Source organism: Paracoccus aminophilus JCM 7686 (assembly GCF_000444995.1).
Taxonomy (GTDB): Bacteria; Pseudomonadota; Alphaproteobacteria; order Rhodobacterales; family Rhodobacteraceae; genus Paracoccus; species Paracoccus aminophilus.
The window spans coordinates 2,653,489-2,669,319 of sequence record NC_022041.1; the positions used below are offsets into that span (position 1 = coordinate 2,653,489).

Below are 15,831 nucleotides of genomic sequence, written 5' to 3' on the forward strand. Positions count from 1 at the left end.
CGCAAGTGTCGTGGACAGAGAATCGCGAGCCACTAGATCTAGTGGGCGCCACCCTGTGACAATAAAATCCCATGCTTTCCCAAAAAGGCGGAAGCCCGCCGAGCGAAGCGCGATCTGAGCGGCAGGGAGGGCCACGTCAGCGCTGTCTCTGCCCTGAATCACGCGCGCTCACGCGGGGGTGATTCGGGGTGGGCGCGCCGTTCCCATGAATTCCCGGAACGGCTTCCCATGAATTCCCAGGCGGAGAATCTCGCGCCCGGTGCCCGCGCCCGCCTGCCCCTTTCGGAACCGCGGACGCCGGCCTGTCTCGGCCTCAGGCCATTCTCAGGCCATTCCGCCGCCGATCAGACGGTCGGCCAAGCGGCCATAGGCGTCAGAGACCGCCCCCTCGCCCGCCGCGACCGGACGCCCGGCATCCCCGGCCAGACGCACTTCGAGCTCAAGCGGGATTTCCCCGAGGAAGGGCAGATCCAGCCGCCGCGCTTCAGCCGCGACTCCGCCATGGCCGAACAGATGCGCCTCATGCCCGCAATTAGGACAGATGTACATCGACATATTTTCAACCATGCCGAGAATCGGCGTCTTCAGCTTGTTGAACATGTCAATCGCGCGGCGCGCGTCGATCAGCGCGACATCTTGCGGCGTCGAGACGATGATCGCGCCCGAGACATTGGTCTTCTGGCACAGGCTGAGCTGCACATCGCCGGTGCCCGGCGGCAGATCGACCAGAAGCACGTCGAGCTCGCCCCATTTCACCTGGGTCAGCATCTGCTGAAGCGCGCCCATCAGCATCGGTCCGCGCCAGACCACCGCCTCGCCCTCTTTCATGAGAAGGCCAAGCGACATCAGCGTCACGCCATGAGCATGAAGCGGCTCGATCGTTTCGCCATCGCTTTTGGGCCGATCGGTCACGCCCAGCATCCGCGGCTGTGAGGGCCCATAGATATCGGCATCGAGCACGCCGACCTTGCGCCCCTTCTTCGCCAGCGCAACCGCGAGGTTCGAGGTCACGGTCGATTTCCCGACCCCCCCCTTGCCCGAGCCGATCGCGATGATGCGCTTGACCCCCGCGACATCGGCAGGCCCGGCCTGCGGCGTCGGATGGCGGCCGATGGTCAGATTGGGCGGCGCGCCCGCGGGCTTTGCCGCAGGCTGGGCCTGACCGCGCGGCGCGGTGGGCGCGGTCAGCACGATCTGGACCTTGCCCACGCCCGCCAAAGCCTTCAGCGCGCGCTGCGCCTCGGCCTCGACCGGCGCAAAAGCCCGCGCGGCGGCGGCATCTTCGACCTCGATGACGAATCGCACCGTGTCATCTTCGATCGCCAAGGCCCGCACGAGATCGCGTGAAATCAGCGTTCCGCCGCCGGGCACTGCGATTCGCCCCAATTCATTGAGGACCGTTTCCCGAGAAACCGACATGTCGCACCCCTGCGTTACAAATTTGCCGCAGAATGGCAATTCGTCCGCTTGACGGCAAGCCAGCACGCACAGATCCGGCCTAAAGCATTGTGACCCCGCGTCAGACCGTCACAGGCAAAGGACAAATCGTCTTTAAACTGTCATATCTCAAGAAAATGTTACCTACTTTTCAGTGGTTAAGGCCAGGTATGTCAGAAGGAGTTATGCTCTTGCCGCATAGCAGCATTTCCGCACCAACCATTGTGCATCCGCAGAATATCGACCATGTTGGCCCTAACAGAGCGACAGACAATCCGGTCTGCGCCTCAGGACGAAAATGGTAGTAAGAAAATGGCAGTTCTTGATCTGAATCATGGCACGGTGCGCGGCACGACCGCAACGGCCGGTGGTGCTTCGGGTTTCTTCGGTGCGCTGGCTGGCTACTTCGCCCGCCGTTCGCTCTATCGCCAGACGGTGAATGAGCTGAACCAGCTGAGCGACCGCGAGCTTGCCGATCTGGGCATCAACCGTCTGGACATCACTTCGATCGCGGCATCTGCGGTCAAAGGCCAGCGCTAAGAATAGCATACCCGCCCCGCTCCTCCTCCCTGGGGCCGGGTTCAGGCGACATCCTCCTCCTCCTCCCTGAGGATGTCGCCGCACCAACACGGAAGCCCTCTCCTCCTCCCTTGGGCTTCGTGTCAAGGCGGCGACCCCCTCCTCCTCCCTGGGGTCGCCGCACTTTCTCCGCCGCAGGGCGGACCAGAATACGATGGCCCCCTCCTCCTCCCTGGGGTCGCTCGTGAGCGGTAATGGCACTCCTCCTCCCAGCCATTGCCGCACCCTATACGCGGCCCCTCCTCCTCCCTGGGCCAGCGTTGCGCGGCGGTGCCCCCTCCTCCTCCCTGGGCACCGCCGCTTTTCTTTTTCAGCGACTTAGATTATCCACAGCGGATGTTGTCCTATCAGCACGCCTATCACGCCGGGAATCTGGCGGATTTCCAGAAACATGCCTTGCTGGCGTGGATGCTGGCCTATCTGACCGACAAGCCGAAGCCGATGACCTATATCGAGACCCATGCTGGGCGCGGGCTCTACGATCTGGGCGGCGACGAGGCGCGCAAGACCGGCGAGGCCGAGGCCGGGATCTCGCGTGCCTTGACCGAGGGCTGGCTGCCCGAAACCCATCCGTTGCGGCAGGTGCTGGCCTCGGTGCGGCGTGAATATGGGCCCGATGCCTATCCCGGCTCGCCCTTGATCGCCGAGACGCTGCTGCGCCCCGATGATGTGATCCATCTGGCCGAGTTGCATCCCGCCGAGGCCGATGCCCTGGCCGATGCCGCGCCCTTCGCGCATCTGCACCGTGAAGACGGCTTTGCCATGGCCAATGCGCTTTGCCCGCCGATGCCGCGGCGCGGGCTTTTGCTGATTGATCCGAGCTTCGAGGTCAAAGCCGATTACGACCGCATCCCGCGCTTCATCGGCCAGATCGCGCGGAAGTGGAATGTCGGCGTGATCGCGCTATGGTATCCGCTTCTTGCCGATGCCCGGCATGGGCCGATGCTGAAGGCCTTGCAGGTGGCATTCCCCGAGGCGCTGCGCCACGAGGTCCAGTTCCCGCCCGCACGCCCCGGTCACGGTATGGTCGGCTCGGGCATGTTCGTGGTCAATCCGCCCTTCGGCATCGACGAGGAAACCCGACGCCTCGACGCGATATTTGCGGGACTTTAGTGCCGGGCCTTGGCGTGTCGGGCTTTAACTTGGCTCGAAGCGCAAAACGCCCACGACCTCGCGGCCATTGGCCTTGTCGCTCGGGTGTTCGCGCCCGTTGAGCACTTCGACTTCGGTGAAGTCAAACGGGCTGAGGCCCGTCAGGCAGGCGATATTCACGCCATATTCCTGCGGATTAGAGCGGCGCTGGTGATGGGTATAGATCCCGCAATGGCGGCAAAAGTAATGCTTGGCCGTGCTGGTGCCGAATTGATAGAGCGTCAGCGCATCGGCGCCTTGCAGGATCTCGAGTTCTCCGACCCGCGCCGAGACCGCAATCGCCCCTCGCATCTGACAAAAGCTGCAATTGCAGCGCCGCGCGCTGCGCAGCCCTTCGGATAGCCGAACATGGAACCGGACGGCACCGCAATGACAGGCGCCGGTGCTTTCGGTCAGATCAAGATCAAGCGTCATCGCATTTCTCCGGGTTCGAGGGCGGGAGACCGTCAGGTCTGCGCGGTCTTTGGCGGGCTTGCTTGTCCGATCATCGCGCCGGAACGCGCCCCCGGGCAAGATGGGACGGCGGGTTTTTCAAGGGGGTATTTGGGTGATGAAGAAAGCGGGCGCGGCGCTCTTTCATCGCGGCACGGCGGCGGCGAGGCGGCGGTCGATTTCATCCTCGGGCCCATCGGCGCCGGGGCGAAAGCGCAGGCGGAAGGCGGCAAGCCGGATCTCGGGCGGGCCCGGCGGATAGCCGATCGCATCGAGGCTGTCTTGGAGCGGCAGATCGGCGCCGGGCGTTTCGGGCCAGACTGAGAGGCCTTGCAGCGCGAGGCGGCGCCAATCGAATTTCGCGCCGGGATCAATCTTGCGATCGGGTGCCATATCGGAATGGCCGATCACCGCCTCAGGTCGCAGCGACCAGCGCTGCAGGATGGCGGCGAGGAGTGTTTCGAGGCCGCGCATCTGTGGTTCAGGGAAGGGTCGGTCGCCGGGGTTGATGATCTCGATCCCGATAGAGCGGGAGTTGATATCGCCTTGGCCGCGCCATTCACCCGCCCCGGCGTGCCAAGCACGGCGGTCTTCGGGGACCAGAGCCTCGGCCTGACCGGTTTCGTGAAGGAGCCAATGCGCCGAGACTTCGGCGCTTGGATCGCACAGGCGGGCGCGCGCCGAAGCACCGTCCGCCATGCCGGTGTAATGAAGCACGATCAGTTCCGGGCGGGCGCCATTGCGGCGCTCACCATGATTGGGGGAAAGCGCGCTCAAAGCCCCTGCCGATAGGGGCGCGGATCCCAGCCGCAGACGAAGCCGTCGCCATCCGGATCGAGGTTTTGCGGATCAAGGATCGGGCCGCCATTCGCAAGGAAGGCCGTCTGCGCAATTGCCGGATTGGGGAATTGCGAGCAGGCTTTCAGCGCCTGAGCCGGATTGGCGCCGGTGCGGGCATAGCGGGCCTGACCGGGGTTTTGCTTCTCGGTCTGAGCGAAGCGCACGAGCACCGCATTGTCGCCGCTGGCGATCACGCGTGCGCGCGTGGCCGGTGCGACGCGGACCTGTGCGGGCTGAACCGGCACCACCTTGGTCGTCACCATCGCCTTCACCTCGCGCTTGCCCGCGATATCTTCGGGGGTCGGCGCTTGAGCGGGAAGCTGGATCGGGATGACCTGCGGTTCGCGCGTGTTGGTCATCAGCGCGGTTTCGCGGGCGCGCTGATACTCGCCATAGGGCGAGGCATTCATCGTGTAGTTCGGATTCCAGCCTGCGTTTTCGTTACAAGCCGAAAGACCGAGCACTGCGAGGCCCATTACCCCGAGGATCGCCAGTTTCCGCATCGTCATGCCTTCCCTCTCCAGCCGGGGTTTACCACCAGCGTTCCGGTTTCGCCTCGAAGCCTGCCGCATTTTCGAGGACTTGCGCAAGGTTCAGCAGCTCGCCTTCCTCCCACGGACGGCCAATCAGCTGCATACCAAGCGGCAGACCGCTGGCCGACAGCCCGACCGGAACCGAAACGCCGGGCAGACCGGCAAGGTTCAGCGTCACGGTGAAGACGTCGTTGAGATACATCTCGACCGGATCGGCGCCCGTCATCTCGCCCAGACCAAAAGCCGGAGACGGCGTCGCGGGAGCGAGAATCGCATCGACGCCCGCCGCATAGGCCTGATCGAAGTCGCGTTTGATCAGCGCGCGCACTTTACGGGCGCGGTTGTAATAGGCGTCGTAAAAGCCAGCCGACAGAACGTAAGTCCCGATCATCACGCGGCGCTGCACCTCGGGGCCGAAGCCTTCGGCGCGGGTGCGCTCATACATCTCGACGATGCCGTCACCGGCGCCGAGTTTCGCGCGGCGGCCAAAGCGGACGCCGTCATAGCGCGCGAGGTTCGACGAGGCCTCCGCCGGCGCGATGACGTAATAGGCGGGCAGCGCATATTTGGCGTGGGGCAGCGAGATATCGACGATCTCGGCGCCCGCATCGCGCAGCATGTCGGCGGCCTTGTTCCAGACGGCATCGACCTCGGCATTCAGGCCCTCGATGCGGTATTCGCGCGGAATGCCGATCTTCTTGCCGCGAATGTCTCCGCTCAGCGCGGCCTCGTAATCCGGGACTGGGCGGTCGGCGCTGGTCGAATCCTTGGCATCGACCGAGGCGATCGCGCCCAGCATGATCGCCGCATCGCGCACCGTCTTGGTCATCGGGCCCGCCTGATCGAGCGAGCTTGCATAGGCAATCGTGCCCCAGCGGCTAACGCGGCCATAGGTCGGCTTGATGCCCACCGTGCCGGTGAAGGCCGCAGGCTGGCGGATCGAGCCGCCGGTATCGGTGCCGGTCGCAGCAAGGCAGAGATCCGCCGCCACAGCCGCCGCCGAACCGCCCGAAGAGCCGCCCGGCGTCAGGTCGCGCGCATCGATCTTCCAAGGGTTGATCGCCTTGCCATAGACGCTCGACTCGTTCGACGAGCCCATGGCGAATTCGTCCATATTGAGCTTGCCGAGCATGATCGCGCCAGCATCCCAGAGGTTCTGGGTCACGGTCGATTCATATTCGGGCTTGAAGCCTTCGAGAATGCGGCTCGCGGCCTGCGAGGGCACGCCCTTGGTGCAGAACACATCCTTGATGCCGACCGGAATGCCGCACATCGCAGGCGCATCGCCCGAGGCCAGACGCGCATCGGCGCGGGCCGCCATCTCGCGGGCGATCTCGGGGGTCTTGTGGACGAAAGCATTGAGCTTGTCGGCGCCATTGATGGCGGTCAGGCAGGCCTCGGTCAGCTCGGTCGCGGTGAAATCCTTCGCGCGCAGCCCGTCGCGGGCGGCGGCAATGGTGAGTTTGTTCAGATCGGTCATTCCACCACCTTCGGCACTGCGAAAAAGCCTTCGCGCGCATCGGGCGCGTTCGCCAAAATCCTGTCCTGCATCTCGCCATCGGTGACGACATCCTGCCGCCGCTTCAGACGCATTGGCTCGACCCCGGTCATGGGTTCGACGCCCGTGACATCGACCTCGGTCAGCTGTTCCATGAAATGCAGGATGCCATTCAGCTCTTGTGCCAGCGCGGGCAGGTCAGCATCCTTGACCGCAATACGGGCCAGATGCGCGACCTTGCGAGCTTCGTCCTGAGTGATCGCCATGGGAATTCCTTTCGCTTGGCGCCGGTTTACCTGCGCAGGCCTGTCGGGGCAAGCGGCTTGCGGCGACGCGCCCGCAGGCTGGATCCCGCCCGTTTTCGCGCCGCGCCAAGGCGATCTTGGGGTGATCTTGCCGCCGCCGCGCCCCCGCGCCAAAATGGGCGCATCCCCAATAAGAGGACAGCCCAAGATGAAACTCACCTGGCTTGGCCATTCCAGCTTCCGGCTCGAGATCGAAGATGCCGTCATCCTGATCGATCCGTGGATTTCGCAAAACCCGGCCTTTCCGCATGATCGCCGCGCCGAGGCGATTGCGGGCGCGACCCATATCCTGATCACCCACGGCCATGGCGATCACGCAAGCGATACGATTGCGCTGGCCAAGGAGCTCGATATTCCGGCGGTCGGCATCTATGATCTGATCTCGTTCTGGCAGGCCCATCACGGCATTCGCGGCGTGGGCTTCAACAAGGGCGGCACGGTCGATCTGGGCGGGGCCAAGGTCACCATGGTGAATGCAAGCCATTCTTCCTCGCTCGACGGGTCGAACGGGCCGATCTATGCCGGGCATGAATCGGGCTATATGATCGCGGGCGACGGCCATGTCATCTATGTCTCAGGCGATACCGATATCATGGCCGATATGGGCTGGATGGGCGAATATCACCGCCCCGATATCGGCATTCTCTGCGCGGGCGGCCATTTCACCATGGATATGGAGCGCGCCGCCTGGGCCGCCAAGAAATACTTTGATTTCAAGACGGTCATCCCCTGCCATTACAAGACCTTCCCCTTCCTCGCGCAATCGGCCGCTCCGATGATCGAGGCGCTGCCGGGCGTCGAGGTGATCGAGCCCGAGGTCATGGTTCCGATCTCGCTTTAAGGGACAAGACGAGAGAACAGAGGGGATCGCGGCGTCAGGGCGTCGCGGTCCAGTTGCCGTTTGCATCCTTGCGCAGCACCGCGACGAAGGTGCGGGCGAGCGTGCCCTCGACCGAGACATCGACAAGGCAGGCAAAGCTGCCGTCGCCGCTGCGGTTGCACAGCCCCTGCGGCGACAGATCGGCGCGCCGCGCCAAATCGGCCTCGGCCGGGGTCGGTGCGCCTACGATCAGCGCAAGCCGCGCTTGGGCCACGATATCGGCATTCTTCGGGCCACCCAGCAGAAAGCTGGGCCCAAGGCTGAAATAGACAAAGCCAAGCCCGATCAGCACGATGACGACCAATAGCTTCACAACACCCCGCATCGATCCGGCTCCTCACACGACGAATGGCACACATATGAGGGAAATCGACGGCGGCAGTAAGCCAGCGCAAAGGACCAGCCCGCGAGAGCCCCGGCCCTGTGGCGCTTGGGAAACGTTTTTGCGCGGCGGGTGCTTTGGGCTGGGTGTTGGCCTGCGGCCTAAGGCACGATCATCTCAGCGGCATAACCTCAGCTCGGCAGGGTCAGCACGATTGCGCCGCGCTGGGTTGCGACCACTGTGTGCTCATATTGAACGACCGGCGCGCAGGGCTCGCTGTACAGCGTCCAGCCGTCATCACCCTCGCCCGCCCATTGCCCGCCGGTCGAGAGAAACGGCTCGACCGTCAGCACCAGCCCCTTGTTGATGCGCCGCTTCTCGCCGCGCTCGGGCCAGGTCGGGATCGCCTCGGGATGCTCATGCAAAGCGCGGCCGATGCCATGACTCGCGAGATTGCGAATCAGCGTATAGCCGCGATCCGAGGCAAAGCGCCCGATCGCCTTGCCGATCCCGGCCAGAGGCTTGCCCGCGCCGACCTCGGCAATGCCGATTTCCATCGCGCGACGGCCATCCCGGCAGAGCTGATCAAGCGCGGCATGGCGCGGAGCCACTTGGAAGCTCGCGCCGGTATCGGCGAAATAGCCGTTCTTCGAGGCGGAGACGTCGATATTCACCAGATCGCCCGCCGCGATGACGCGCGCGCCCGGAATGCCATGCGCGATTTCCTCGTTCACGCTGATGCAGGTCGCGCCGGGGAAATCATAGGCCGATTGCGGCGCCGAAACCGCGCCTTCGCGTTCGAGGAAGACGCGCCCGATCTCATCGAGTTCGCGCGTGGTGATGCCGGGCTCGGTCGCGCGGGTCATGGCGCGCAGGGTGTCGGCGACGATGCGCCCGATCTCTCTCAGGCGCGTAAGCTCGTCTTCCTTGGTGATCGTCATCGTCCTGCCTTTGTGCATGGGGCCGAAACGGCCGCTTTGTTGCGATGTGGGGGCTGCGCCGCGAAATGTCACCCCATCCCTGTCGGCCGGTTGCTGTCGGCCCGTCACCGGCAGCCCGTCACGTGAAACCGAGACGCGGAATGCAAAAGGCAGGGCCTGCGCCCTGCCCTTCGGTCTCTGCCTGCGCCCAAGGGCTCAGACGACGCGGTCGACCATCATATGCTTGATCGAGGCAATCGCCTTGGCCGGGTTCAGCCCTTTCGGGCAGGTGTTGGTGCAGTTCATGATCGTATGGCAGCGGTAGAGCTTGAAGGGATCTTCGAGCTCGTCCAGACGGTCGCCCGTCGCCTCATCGCGCGAATCGATGATCCAGCGATAGGCCGCCAGCAGCGCCGCCGGGCCGAGATAGCGGTCGCCGTTCCACCAATAGCTCGGGCAAGAGGTCGAGCAAGAGGCGCAGAGGATGCATTCATAAAGCCCGTCGAGCTTCTTGCGGTCCTCGATCGACTGGCGCCATTCCTTGTCCGGAGTCGGCGTCTCGGTGATCAGATAGGGATGGACCGAAGCGTGCTGGGCATAGAAATGGGTCAGGTCCGGGACAAGATCCTTGACCACCGGCATATGCGGCAGCGGGTAGATGTTCACATCGCCCTTGACCTCGTCGATGCCGTAAATGCAGGCGAGATGGTTGCCGCCGCCGATGTTCATCGCGCAGGAGCCGCAAATCCCCTCGCGGCACGAGCGGCGGAAGGTCAGCGTCGGGTCGATCTCGTTTTTGATCTTGATGAGCGCGTCGAGCATCATCGGACCGCATTTGTCGAGATCGATGAAATAGGTGTCCAGCCGCGGATTCTCTCCGGTATCCGGGTCCCAACGGTAAATGTTGAATTTCTTGACGTTCTTGGCGCCGTCCGGCTTGGGCCAGGTCTTGCCGACCCGGATGCGGGAGTTCTTGGGAAGATTGAACTGGACCATTGGGGTTACTCCTGGTGGTCAGACCGCCCGCAAGCGGGGATCGTCGAAGAGGTCACGCGCCCGAAGGCGGGAAAACGGGCAGGCGCGCCCGACAGGCAGACGGGGCTCATCGGCCGCCCCATCCGGGTTGTTGGTAAAGCGGCCGCGAGGGCATCTGGCCCGAGCGTTGCAGCACGCAACGGGCATAGACATCCGAAGGATCGCGGCCCATCAGACTGTCCCCGGACAGGCCAACCGAGATGAAACCACCCCGGAAACCATGGCTGCCAGCGCCGAACCCGACCTCGGTCCGAGGTCCAGCCGCCGCGTCGCGGGCCGAGCTCAGACAGAGCTGCTCGGCCTGGGCGACCGGGATCTGCTGAGGAGCGCAGGCCGAAAGCATCAACGCCCCCGCCCCGGCCAGAAACATGCTGATCCCGGCGCGCACCATCTTACACCGACCGCGCTTTGGCCGCTTTCGCGACATTGGCGATACATTGCGATGTCGAGGGACGCCCGACGACCGAGGCCACCGAATCCGAGATATTGCCACCGCTGGCGCTGACATTGCCGATATCGGCAAGCTCTGCTGCGGTCGCGTTCTGGACGATGCAGTCCGTATAGGGTGCGACATTGGCGCCGGGCAGACGCCGGCTCATCTCGCGGTTGATGGCGATACGCACATCGGAGTGCGGAACGCTCGGAACCGGCGTAATCGGGGTGGTCACCACCGGCGGCGGTGCCACCGGGATGCCGTTCGGATTCTGGACCACGCAGCCCGACAGAGCCAGCGCGGATGTCACAAGGACCAGAGGAAGACGAAGACGCATCAGTAAACCCTCGCTTTAGGTGCGATCTTTTTCAGCTCGATCCCGCCATCTGCTTCAGAGGTCAGGGGGTCCAGATGAACGGGACGATAGTCGAGTTTAACCTTGTCTCCCTCGACCCATGCAAGCGAATGCTTGCGCCAGTTGGCATCATCACGCTCAGGCCAGTCCTCATGGGCATGGGCGCCCCGGCTTTCCTTGCGTGCCTCGGCCCCGACAATCGTTGCCAAAGCGTTGGGCATGAGGTTCGTCAGCTCAAGCGTTTCCATCAGATCGCTGTTCCAGATCAGCGAGCGGTCGGTGACCTTGAGATCCTTCATCTTGGCCGCGATCGCTTCCATCTTCACGACGCCCTCTTCGAGCGATTTGTCTGTGCGGAAGACGGCAGCATCGACCTGCATGGTCTTTTGCATCTCAAGGCGCAGATCGGCGGTCGAGATCGTGCCATTGGCGTTGCGCAGGCTGTCGAAGCGGTCGAGCGCCTTTTCCACCGACGCGACATTGGTGGACGGCACCGGCGCATCGCGGTCGATGACCTCGGCGGCCTTGATCGCGGCGGCGCGGCCAAAGACCACGAGGTCGATGAGCGAGTTCGAGCCCAGACGGTTCGCGCCATGCACCGAGGCGCAACCGGCCTCGCCCACGGCCATCAGGCCCGGGAAGATCGCATCGGGATCTGCGGCGGTCGGGTTCAGCACTTCGCCCCAATAGTTGGTGGGAATGCCGCCCATATTGTAATGGACCGTCGGCAGAACCGGGATCGGTTCGCGCGTGACATCGACACCGGCAAAGATTCTGGCCGATTCCGAAATCCCGGGCAGACGCTCATGCAGCGTTTCCGGCGGCAGGTGCATCAGGTTCAGGAAGATGTGGTCCTTGTGCTCGCCCACGCCGCGGCCTTCGCGGATTTCCATGGTCATGCAGCGCGAAACGACATCGCGCGAGGCCAGATCCTTATAGGTCGGCGCATAGCGCTCCATGAAGCGCTCACCCTCGGAGTTGGTGAGATAACCGCCCTCGCCGCGTGCGCCCTCGGTGATGAGGCAGCCCGAGCCATAGATGCCGGTCGGGTGGAACTGCACGAATTCCATATCCTGCAGCGGCAGGCCCGCCCGCGCCACCATGCCGCCACCGTCGCCGGTGCAGGTATGGGCCGAGGTCGCGCTGAAATAGGACCGGCCATAACCGCCGGTCGCCAGCACCACCATCTTGGCGTTGAAGACATGGATCGTGCCGTCATCAAGCTTCCAGCACACGACGCCGGTGCAGGCGCCATCGGTGATGATCAGATCAAGCGCGAAATATTCAATGAAGAACTCGGCCTTTTCCTTCAGCGAGCGCCCGTAAAGCGTGTGCAGGATGGCGTGGCCGGTGCGGTCAGCCGCAGCGCAGGTGCGCTGGACCGGCGGGCCCTCGCCGAATTCGGTGGTATGGCCGCCGAAGGGGCGCTGGTAGATCTTGCCCTCTTCGGTGCGCGAGAAGGGCACGCCGTAATGCTCAAGCTCATAGACCGCAGCCGGAGCGGCGCGGACCAGATATTCCTGCGCATCGGTATCGCCCAGCCAGTCCGAGCCCTTCACGGTGTCGTAAAGGTGCCATTTCCAGTTGTCGGGGCCCATGTTGGCAAGGCTCGCGGCAATGCCGCCCTGCGCGGCCACGGTATGCGAGCGGGTCGGGAAGACTTTGGTCACGCAGGCGGTGCGCAGCCCTTGCTCGGCCATGCCAAGCGTCGCGCGCAGACCTGCCCCGCCAGCGCCCACCACGACGACATCATAATCATGCGTAACGTAAGGATAAGCAGCCATTGGGGACCTCAGACGAGAGCGATTGCGCCAAGACCCATCCGGGCCAGCGCATACACAGCCACGGCGATGACCGCCCAGCTGAAGATGACAGAGAGGATGATCGCGACTTTGCGCGCGGTGTGATTGAAGTAATCGTCAATCATCACCCGCGTGCCGCGAATGAAATGCATCATGCCGATGATGATGAAGAGCCCGGTGATGATCGCGGGGACCGGACGGCTGAAATGCAAGATCACCTCTTCCCGCGGCAGGCCGATGGCCCGGCCGACGATCAGGAAGAAGCAGGGCGTCAGCACGGCAAGGGCGACGGCGGTCACGGTCAGGAACCAGTGATCCTGCGTCCCGGTATGCGAGGCGCCAAGGCCTTCAGCGGCTTTGCGCGGGGTCAGATAACGCATGGCTTCCCTCCTCAGAGCGCGAAGAACAAGATGAGCGTCAGCACCGCGAGCACGACCGAGCCCGCAATGACCGCGACGCTTGATTTGCGCGCGGTCTCGATCTCGAGACCGTGGCCCGCGTCATAGAAGAGATGCCGGATCCCTGCGAGCAGGTGATACCACAGCGCCCACATCGAGCCGGTCAGGATGATGAAGCCGATCCAGGACCGGACCACCCAATCCGCACAGGCGAAGGCGGCGGGCGAGGTCACGGCGGCGGCAAGCCACCAGACCAGAAGAAGGACGCCCGCGACCAGCCCGTGGCCGGTGATGCGGGTCATGATCGAGGTAATCGCCGCAATGGGAAGACGATAGACCTGCAAGTGGGGGGACAGCGGCCGGTTGCCCCGGTTCACGTCGGCCATATTGCGCTCTCCTGCATTGTCTCAGGTGCTGAACCACGCGTCCACGCCAAGGCTGGCCATCGCGGCTGGCTAAAATTCGGTTCGCTTCTACCCCTTTCGGCCCCGGTGTCACGCCTTTGCGATAACAAAAAAGGTCGAAGGAGGCTTTTCCTTAGTTTTGTGATCACAGCCGATCTGACTGTGATCACGTCGTTGATTCTCACGGCGCCGCGCCAGATATCCGACTAATTTCCTTAGAAACTATCGCAGCTCTCCAAGCAGTTCGGCGATCTGGCCATTATAGCTAAAGACGATGATCTTCGTTTCGCCATTGAGCGGCGCGGTGACAAGATAAAAGGCCGCCACCTCATCCGAACGGCCGGATTTGTTCAGCCCTGTATAGAGCGTGATTTCCTGCACCATTCCGCCCGGATCAGTGCGGCGCAGAATGGTCGAGCAGCTGTCAAAGCCCTTCGGTGACCCGGTCTGCAGCGGACCGATCGCGGCCTTTTCCGGCGCCTCGCCTTGCGGGAAGACATTCTCGGTCTCGCGATAGAAGCCCGAGTAATCGCCCGCCAGAATCGCCGCCTTGGCCTTCTCGAGCACCGGCAGCGGCGCAAGGCCGTTCAGCGCGCAAGGCGGCTCGTCGGCAAAGGCGGGAGCGGTCAGCAGCGCCACAGCAAGCGGGGCGAGCGCAAGGCGGGACAGGATGCTCATGCCGGGATCAGCGCCCAATAATCCAGATCGAGCAGCACATGAGGAAGATACTTGCCGCCCTCGCCCTTGAGCCGGTGATCGCCCGCCTCGCCCTTATGGGCAACCGTGCGCAGCCGGATCGCGCCGACGCCCGGCGCGGGCGTCTCGGCCAGATCGAGCACCTCGGACCAGGCGCGCACCGTATCGCCCGAGAAACAGGGGTTGGCATGAGCGCCCGCATTCAGCGCCACCATCATCTGCGCATTCGCCAGCCCGTTGAACGAGAGCGTCCGCGCGATCGAGATGATATGGCCGCCATAGATCAGCCGCTTGCCATCGGGCCGCGCGGTGACATCGAAATGGACCTTGGCGGTGTTTTGCCACAGCCGCGTCGCCATCATATGCTCGGCCTCTTCGACGGTCAGCCCGTCGACATGGTCGATGATCTCGCCGATCTTGTAATCGCCGAGCCGGTAGGGCTCGCCCGCAAGCGTGAAATCATAGCCCGAAAAGTCGAGCCCCGAAGGCACGACCAGCCGGTCCGGGGCGACGGAGGCGGCCAGATCGGGCACCACGGTTTCGGGCGCGGGATTGGCGGCATCGCGTTTGCGCACCATCACCCAGCGCACGAAATCCATGACGATCTCGTCATTCTGATTGATGCCGCGGGTGCGGACATAAAGCACGCCCGACTGGCCGTTCGAGTTCTCCTTGAGCCCGATCACCTCCGATTCCGAGCGGATCGTGTCGCCCGGCCAGACCGGCAGATACCAGCGCCCCTCGGCATAGCCGAGATTGGCAATCGCATTTAGGCTGATATCCGGGACGCTTTTGCCAAAGACGATGTGGAAGGCCACGAGATCGTCCATCGGCGATGCCTCAAGACCAGAGGCACGCGCAAACTCATCGCTCGAATGCAGCGCATGCCGGGCCGGATAGAGCGCGTGATAAAGCGCCCGTTCACCCCCCGAGACCGTGCGCGGCACGGCATGGGGAATGATCTCTCCGATCGTGTAATCTTCGAAAAAGCGGCCCGGATTGGTCTTGGTCATCTTTGCCCTTACTGCTGTCCCAGCTTCATATCGGGGTGATAATCCGCCTCGATCTCTTTGGTGACGGCCTGCGCGCACCGCATCACGCCGCGCGCCGCGTCAAAGGCCATCGAGGGGGGGCCATAAAGCTCCCAGCCCTTTGACAGGGCCAGCGAAACCTTGTGGCAAAAGTCCGAGGTGTCGTCCTCGGTCAGCAAACGATAGATCTTGCTCATCTCAGCCTCCGAACGGGTTGTAGCCCAGCCAGCGGTGGATCAGCCCGACCACGAGCATGACGACCACGGCACCGACCAGCGCCATGCCCTCTTTGCGCCAGAGGATGGGTTTGGTCGAGGGCTGCCAATTCGGTTCTGCCCGGTTGATCACCACCATTTCGAGCAAAGCCCAGATCAGCAAGCCGCCAAAAAGGACGAAGGAGGGCAGATCGCCATTCACCAGAAGATGCGCGACCGCCCAAAGCGAAAAGCCGGTGAGCTGCGGATGACGCAGCCGACGCGCCAGAGCGGTTTTCATGCCATCTGCGGCAAAAAGCCAGAAAGCCGCCAGCACGAGCAGGTTGTTGATGCCCTTGAGCGCGGGCGTCGCGCCCCACCAATAGGGCCCGTCGGTCATGCGATAGCCGATGATCATCAGCACGACCGAAACCAGCAGCGCCAGCGCAACCGGCCCACGGCCCTTGGCGCCAAGCGCCGCGCGCCGCTCGGGGGCGATTCGCTTGAACAGATGGGCGAGCCACCACAAAGCGACGCCGAGAATGAGGATCAACATGGGCTTATCCTTTGGCTAGATGCTAATCG

At 63.6% G+C, this 15,831-nt stretch carries 21 protein-coding genes; 3 read left to right on the forward strand and 18 right to left on the reverse strand.

Going from position 1 to position 15,831, the window contains the following annotated elements; translation table 11 throughout:
• Positions 1-324 precede the first annotated feature (324 nt).
• Positions 325-1,419, reverse strand: a complete 1,095-nt coding sequence (locus JCM7686_RS12885) for an Mrp/NBP35 family ATP-binding protein (protein ID WP_020951259.1) — start codon at positions 1,417-1,419, stop codon at positions 325-327.
• 330 nt (positions 1,420-1,749) lie between these two features.
• On the opposite strand from JCM7686_RS12885, the gene JCM7686_RS12890 reads away from it, so the two are divergent.
• Positions 1,750-1,977: a DUF1127 domain-containing protein gene (locus tag JCM7686_RS12890; protein ID WP_041527348.1), complete on the forward strand. Its 228-nt coding sequence runs from the start codon at positions 1,750-1,752 to the stop codon at positions 1,975-1,977.
• Between the two features lie 375 nt (positions 1,978-2,352).
• On the forward strand, positions 2,353-3,129 hold the full coding sequence (gene rlmJ, locus JCM7686_RS12895; RefSeq protein ID WP_041527349.1) for a 23S rRNA (adenine(2030)-N(6))-methyltransferase RlmJ: 777 nt from the start codon (positions 2,353-2,355) through the stop codon (positions 3,127-3,129).
• A 24-nt stretch (positions 3,130-3,153) separates the two neighbouring features.
• Here rlmJ and JCM7686_RS12900 read toward each other — a convergent pair whose 3' ends face one another.
• From JCM7686_RS12900 to gatC, 5 genes are all read right to left on the reverse strand, one after another.
• Complete coding sequence (locus JCM7686_RS12900; RefSeq protein WP_020951262.1) at positions 3,154-3,582, reverse strand: GFA family protein; 429 nt, start codon at positions 3,580-3,582, stop codon at positions 3,154-3,156.
• Between the two features lie 162 nt (positions 3,583-3,744).
• Entirely contained in the window at positions 3,745-4,377 is a 633-nt protein-coding gene (locus tag JCM7686_RS12905) for an N-acetylmuramoyl-L-alanine amidase (protein ID WP_020951263.1), read from the reverse strand.
• Positions 4,374-4,949: a hypothetical protein gene (locus JCM7686_RS12910; protein WP_020951264.1), complete on the reverse strand. Its 576-nt coding sequence runs from the start codon at positions 4,947-4,949 to the stop codon at positions 4,374-4,376. The genes JCM7686_RS12905 and JCM7686_RS12910 overlap by 4 nt, the downstream gene beginning before the upstream one ends.
• Before the next feature lie 22 nt (positions 4,950-4,971).
• Positions 4,972-6,453, reverse strand: a complete 1,482-nt coding sequence (gene gatA, locus JCM7686_RS12915; RefSeq protein WP_020951265.1) for an Asp-tRNA(Asn)/Glu-tRNA(Gln) amidotransferase subunit GatA — start codon at positions 6,451-6,453, stop codon at positions 4,972-4,974.
• A complete protein-coding gene (gene gatC / locus JCM7686_RS12920; RefSeq protein ID WP_020951267.1) occupies positions 6,450-6,737 on the reverse strand; it encodes an Asp-tRNA(Asn)/Glu-tRNA(Gln) amidotransferase subunit GatC in 288 nt (95 codons plus the stop codon). The genes gatA and gatC overlap by 4 nt, the downstream gene beginning before the upstream one ends.
• A gap of 187 nt (positions 6,738-6,924) precedes the next feature.
• Here gatC and JCM7686_RS12925 point away from each other — a divergent pair, with 187 nt between their 5' ends.
• A complete protein-coding gene (locus JCM7686_RS12925) occupies positions 6,925-7,617 on the forward strand; it encodes a metal-dependent hydrolase (protein ID WP_041527905.1) in 693 nt (230 codons plus the stop codon).
• Between the two features lie 34 nt (positions 7,618-7,651).
• Here the strand turns inward: JCM7686_RS12925 and JCM7686_RS12930 are convergent, their stop codons facing one another.
• The 12 genes from JCM7686_RS12930 to JCM7686_RS12985 all read right to left on the reverse strand — a co-directional run bounded on the left by JCM7686_RS12930 (position 7,652) and on the right by JCM7686_RS12985 (position 15,802).
• A complete protein-coding gene (locus JCM7686_RS12930) occupies positions 7,652-7,981 on the reverse strand; it encodes a hypothetical protein (RefSeq protein WP_020951268.1) in 330 nt (109 codons plus the stop codon).
• Between the two features lie 188 nt (positions 7,982-8,169).
• A complete protein-coding gene (map, locus tag JCM7686_RS12935) occupies positions 8,170-8,919 on the reverse strand; it encodes a type I methionyl aminopeptidase (protein WP_041527350.1) in 750 nt (249 codons plus the stop codon).
• Between the two features lie 195 nt (positions 8,920-9,114).
• Entirely contained in the window at positions 9,115-9,894 is a 780-nt protein-coding gene (locus JCM7686_RS12940) for a succinate dehydrogenase iron-sulfur subunit (RefSeq protein ID WP_020951270.1), read from the reverse strand.
• A gap of 106 nt (positions 9,895-10,000) precedes the next feature.
• Complete coding sequence (locus tag JCM7686_RS12945; RefSeq protein WP_020951271.1) at positions 10,001-10,324, reverse strand: hypothetical protein; 324 nt, start codon at positions 10,322-10,324, stop codon at positions 10,001-10,003.
• A 1-nt stretch (position 10,325) separates the two neighbouring features.
• Complete coding sequence (locus JCM7686_RS12950; RefSeq protein ID WP_020951272.1) at positions 10,326-10,703, reverse strand: hypothetical protein; 378 nt, start codon at positions 10,701-10,703, stop codon at positions 10,326-10,328.
• The gene (gene sdhA, locus JCM7686_RS12955) at positions 10,703-12,505 is read right to left on the reverse strand and encodes a succinate dehydrogenase flavoprotein subunit (protein WP_020951273.1); all 1,803 of its coding nucleotides are present in this window, start codon (positions 12,503-12,505) and stop codon (positions 10,703-10,705) included. Before sdhA ends, JCM7686_RS12950 begins: the two co-directional genes overlap by 1 nt.
• Before the next feature lie 8 nt (positions 12,506-12,513).
• Positions 12,514-12,903 (reverse strand): succinate dehydrogenase, hydrophobic membrane anchor protein, encoded by a 390-nt coding sequence (gene sdhD / locus JCM7686_RS12960; RefSeq protein WP_020951274.1) that lies wholly within the window; start codon positions 12,901-12,903, stop codon positions 12,514-12,516.
• Positions 12,904-12,914: 11 nt separating this feature from the next.
• Positions 12,915-13,307 (reverse strand): succinate dehydrogenase, cytochrome b556 subunit, encoded by a 393-nt coding sequence (sdhC, locus tag JCM7686_RS12965; protein ID WP_020951275.1) that lies wholly within the window; start codon positions 13,305-13,307, stop codon positions 12,915-12,917.
• Between the two features lie 240 nt (positions 13,308-13,547).
• The gene (locus JCM7686_RS12970; RefSeq protein WP_020951276.1) at positions 13,548-14,003 is read right to left on the reverse strand and encodes a hypothetical protein; all 456 of its coding nucleotides are present in this window, start codon (positions 14,001-14,003) and stop codon (positions 13,548-13,550) included.
• Positions 14,000-15,034 (reverse strand): MaoC family dehydratase, encoded by a 1,035-nt coding sequence (locus tag JCM7686_RS12975; protein WP_020951277.1) that lies wholly within the window; start codon positions 15,032-15,034, stop codon positions 14,000-14,002. Before JCM7686_RS12975 ends, JCM7686_RS12970 begins: the two co-directional genes overlap by 4 nt.
• 8 nt (positions 15,035-15,042) lie before the next feature.
• Positions 15,043-15,249 carry a DUF1737 domain-containing protein gene (locus JCM7686_RS12980; protein WP_020951278.1) on the reverse strand — a complete coding sequence of 69 codons (207 nt, stop codon included), beginning with the start codon at positions 15,247-15,249 and terminating at the stop codon, positions 15,043-15,045.
• A gap of 1 nt (position 15,250) precedes the next feature.
• Positions 15,251-15,802, reverse strand: coding sequence for an NnrU family protein (locus JCM7686_RS12985; protein ID WP_020951279.1), 552 nt, complete (start codon positions 15,800-15,802; stop codon positions 15,251-15,253).
• Positions 15,803-15,831 lie beyond the last annotated feature (29 nt).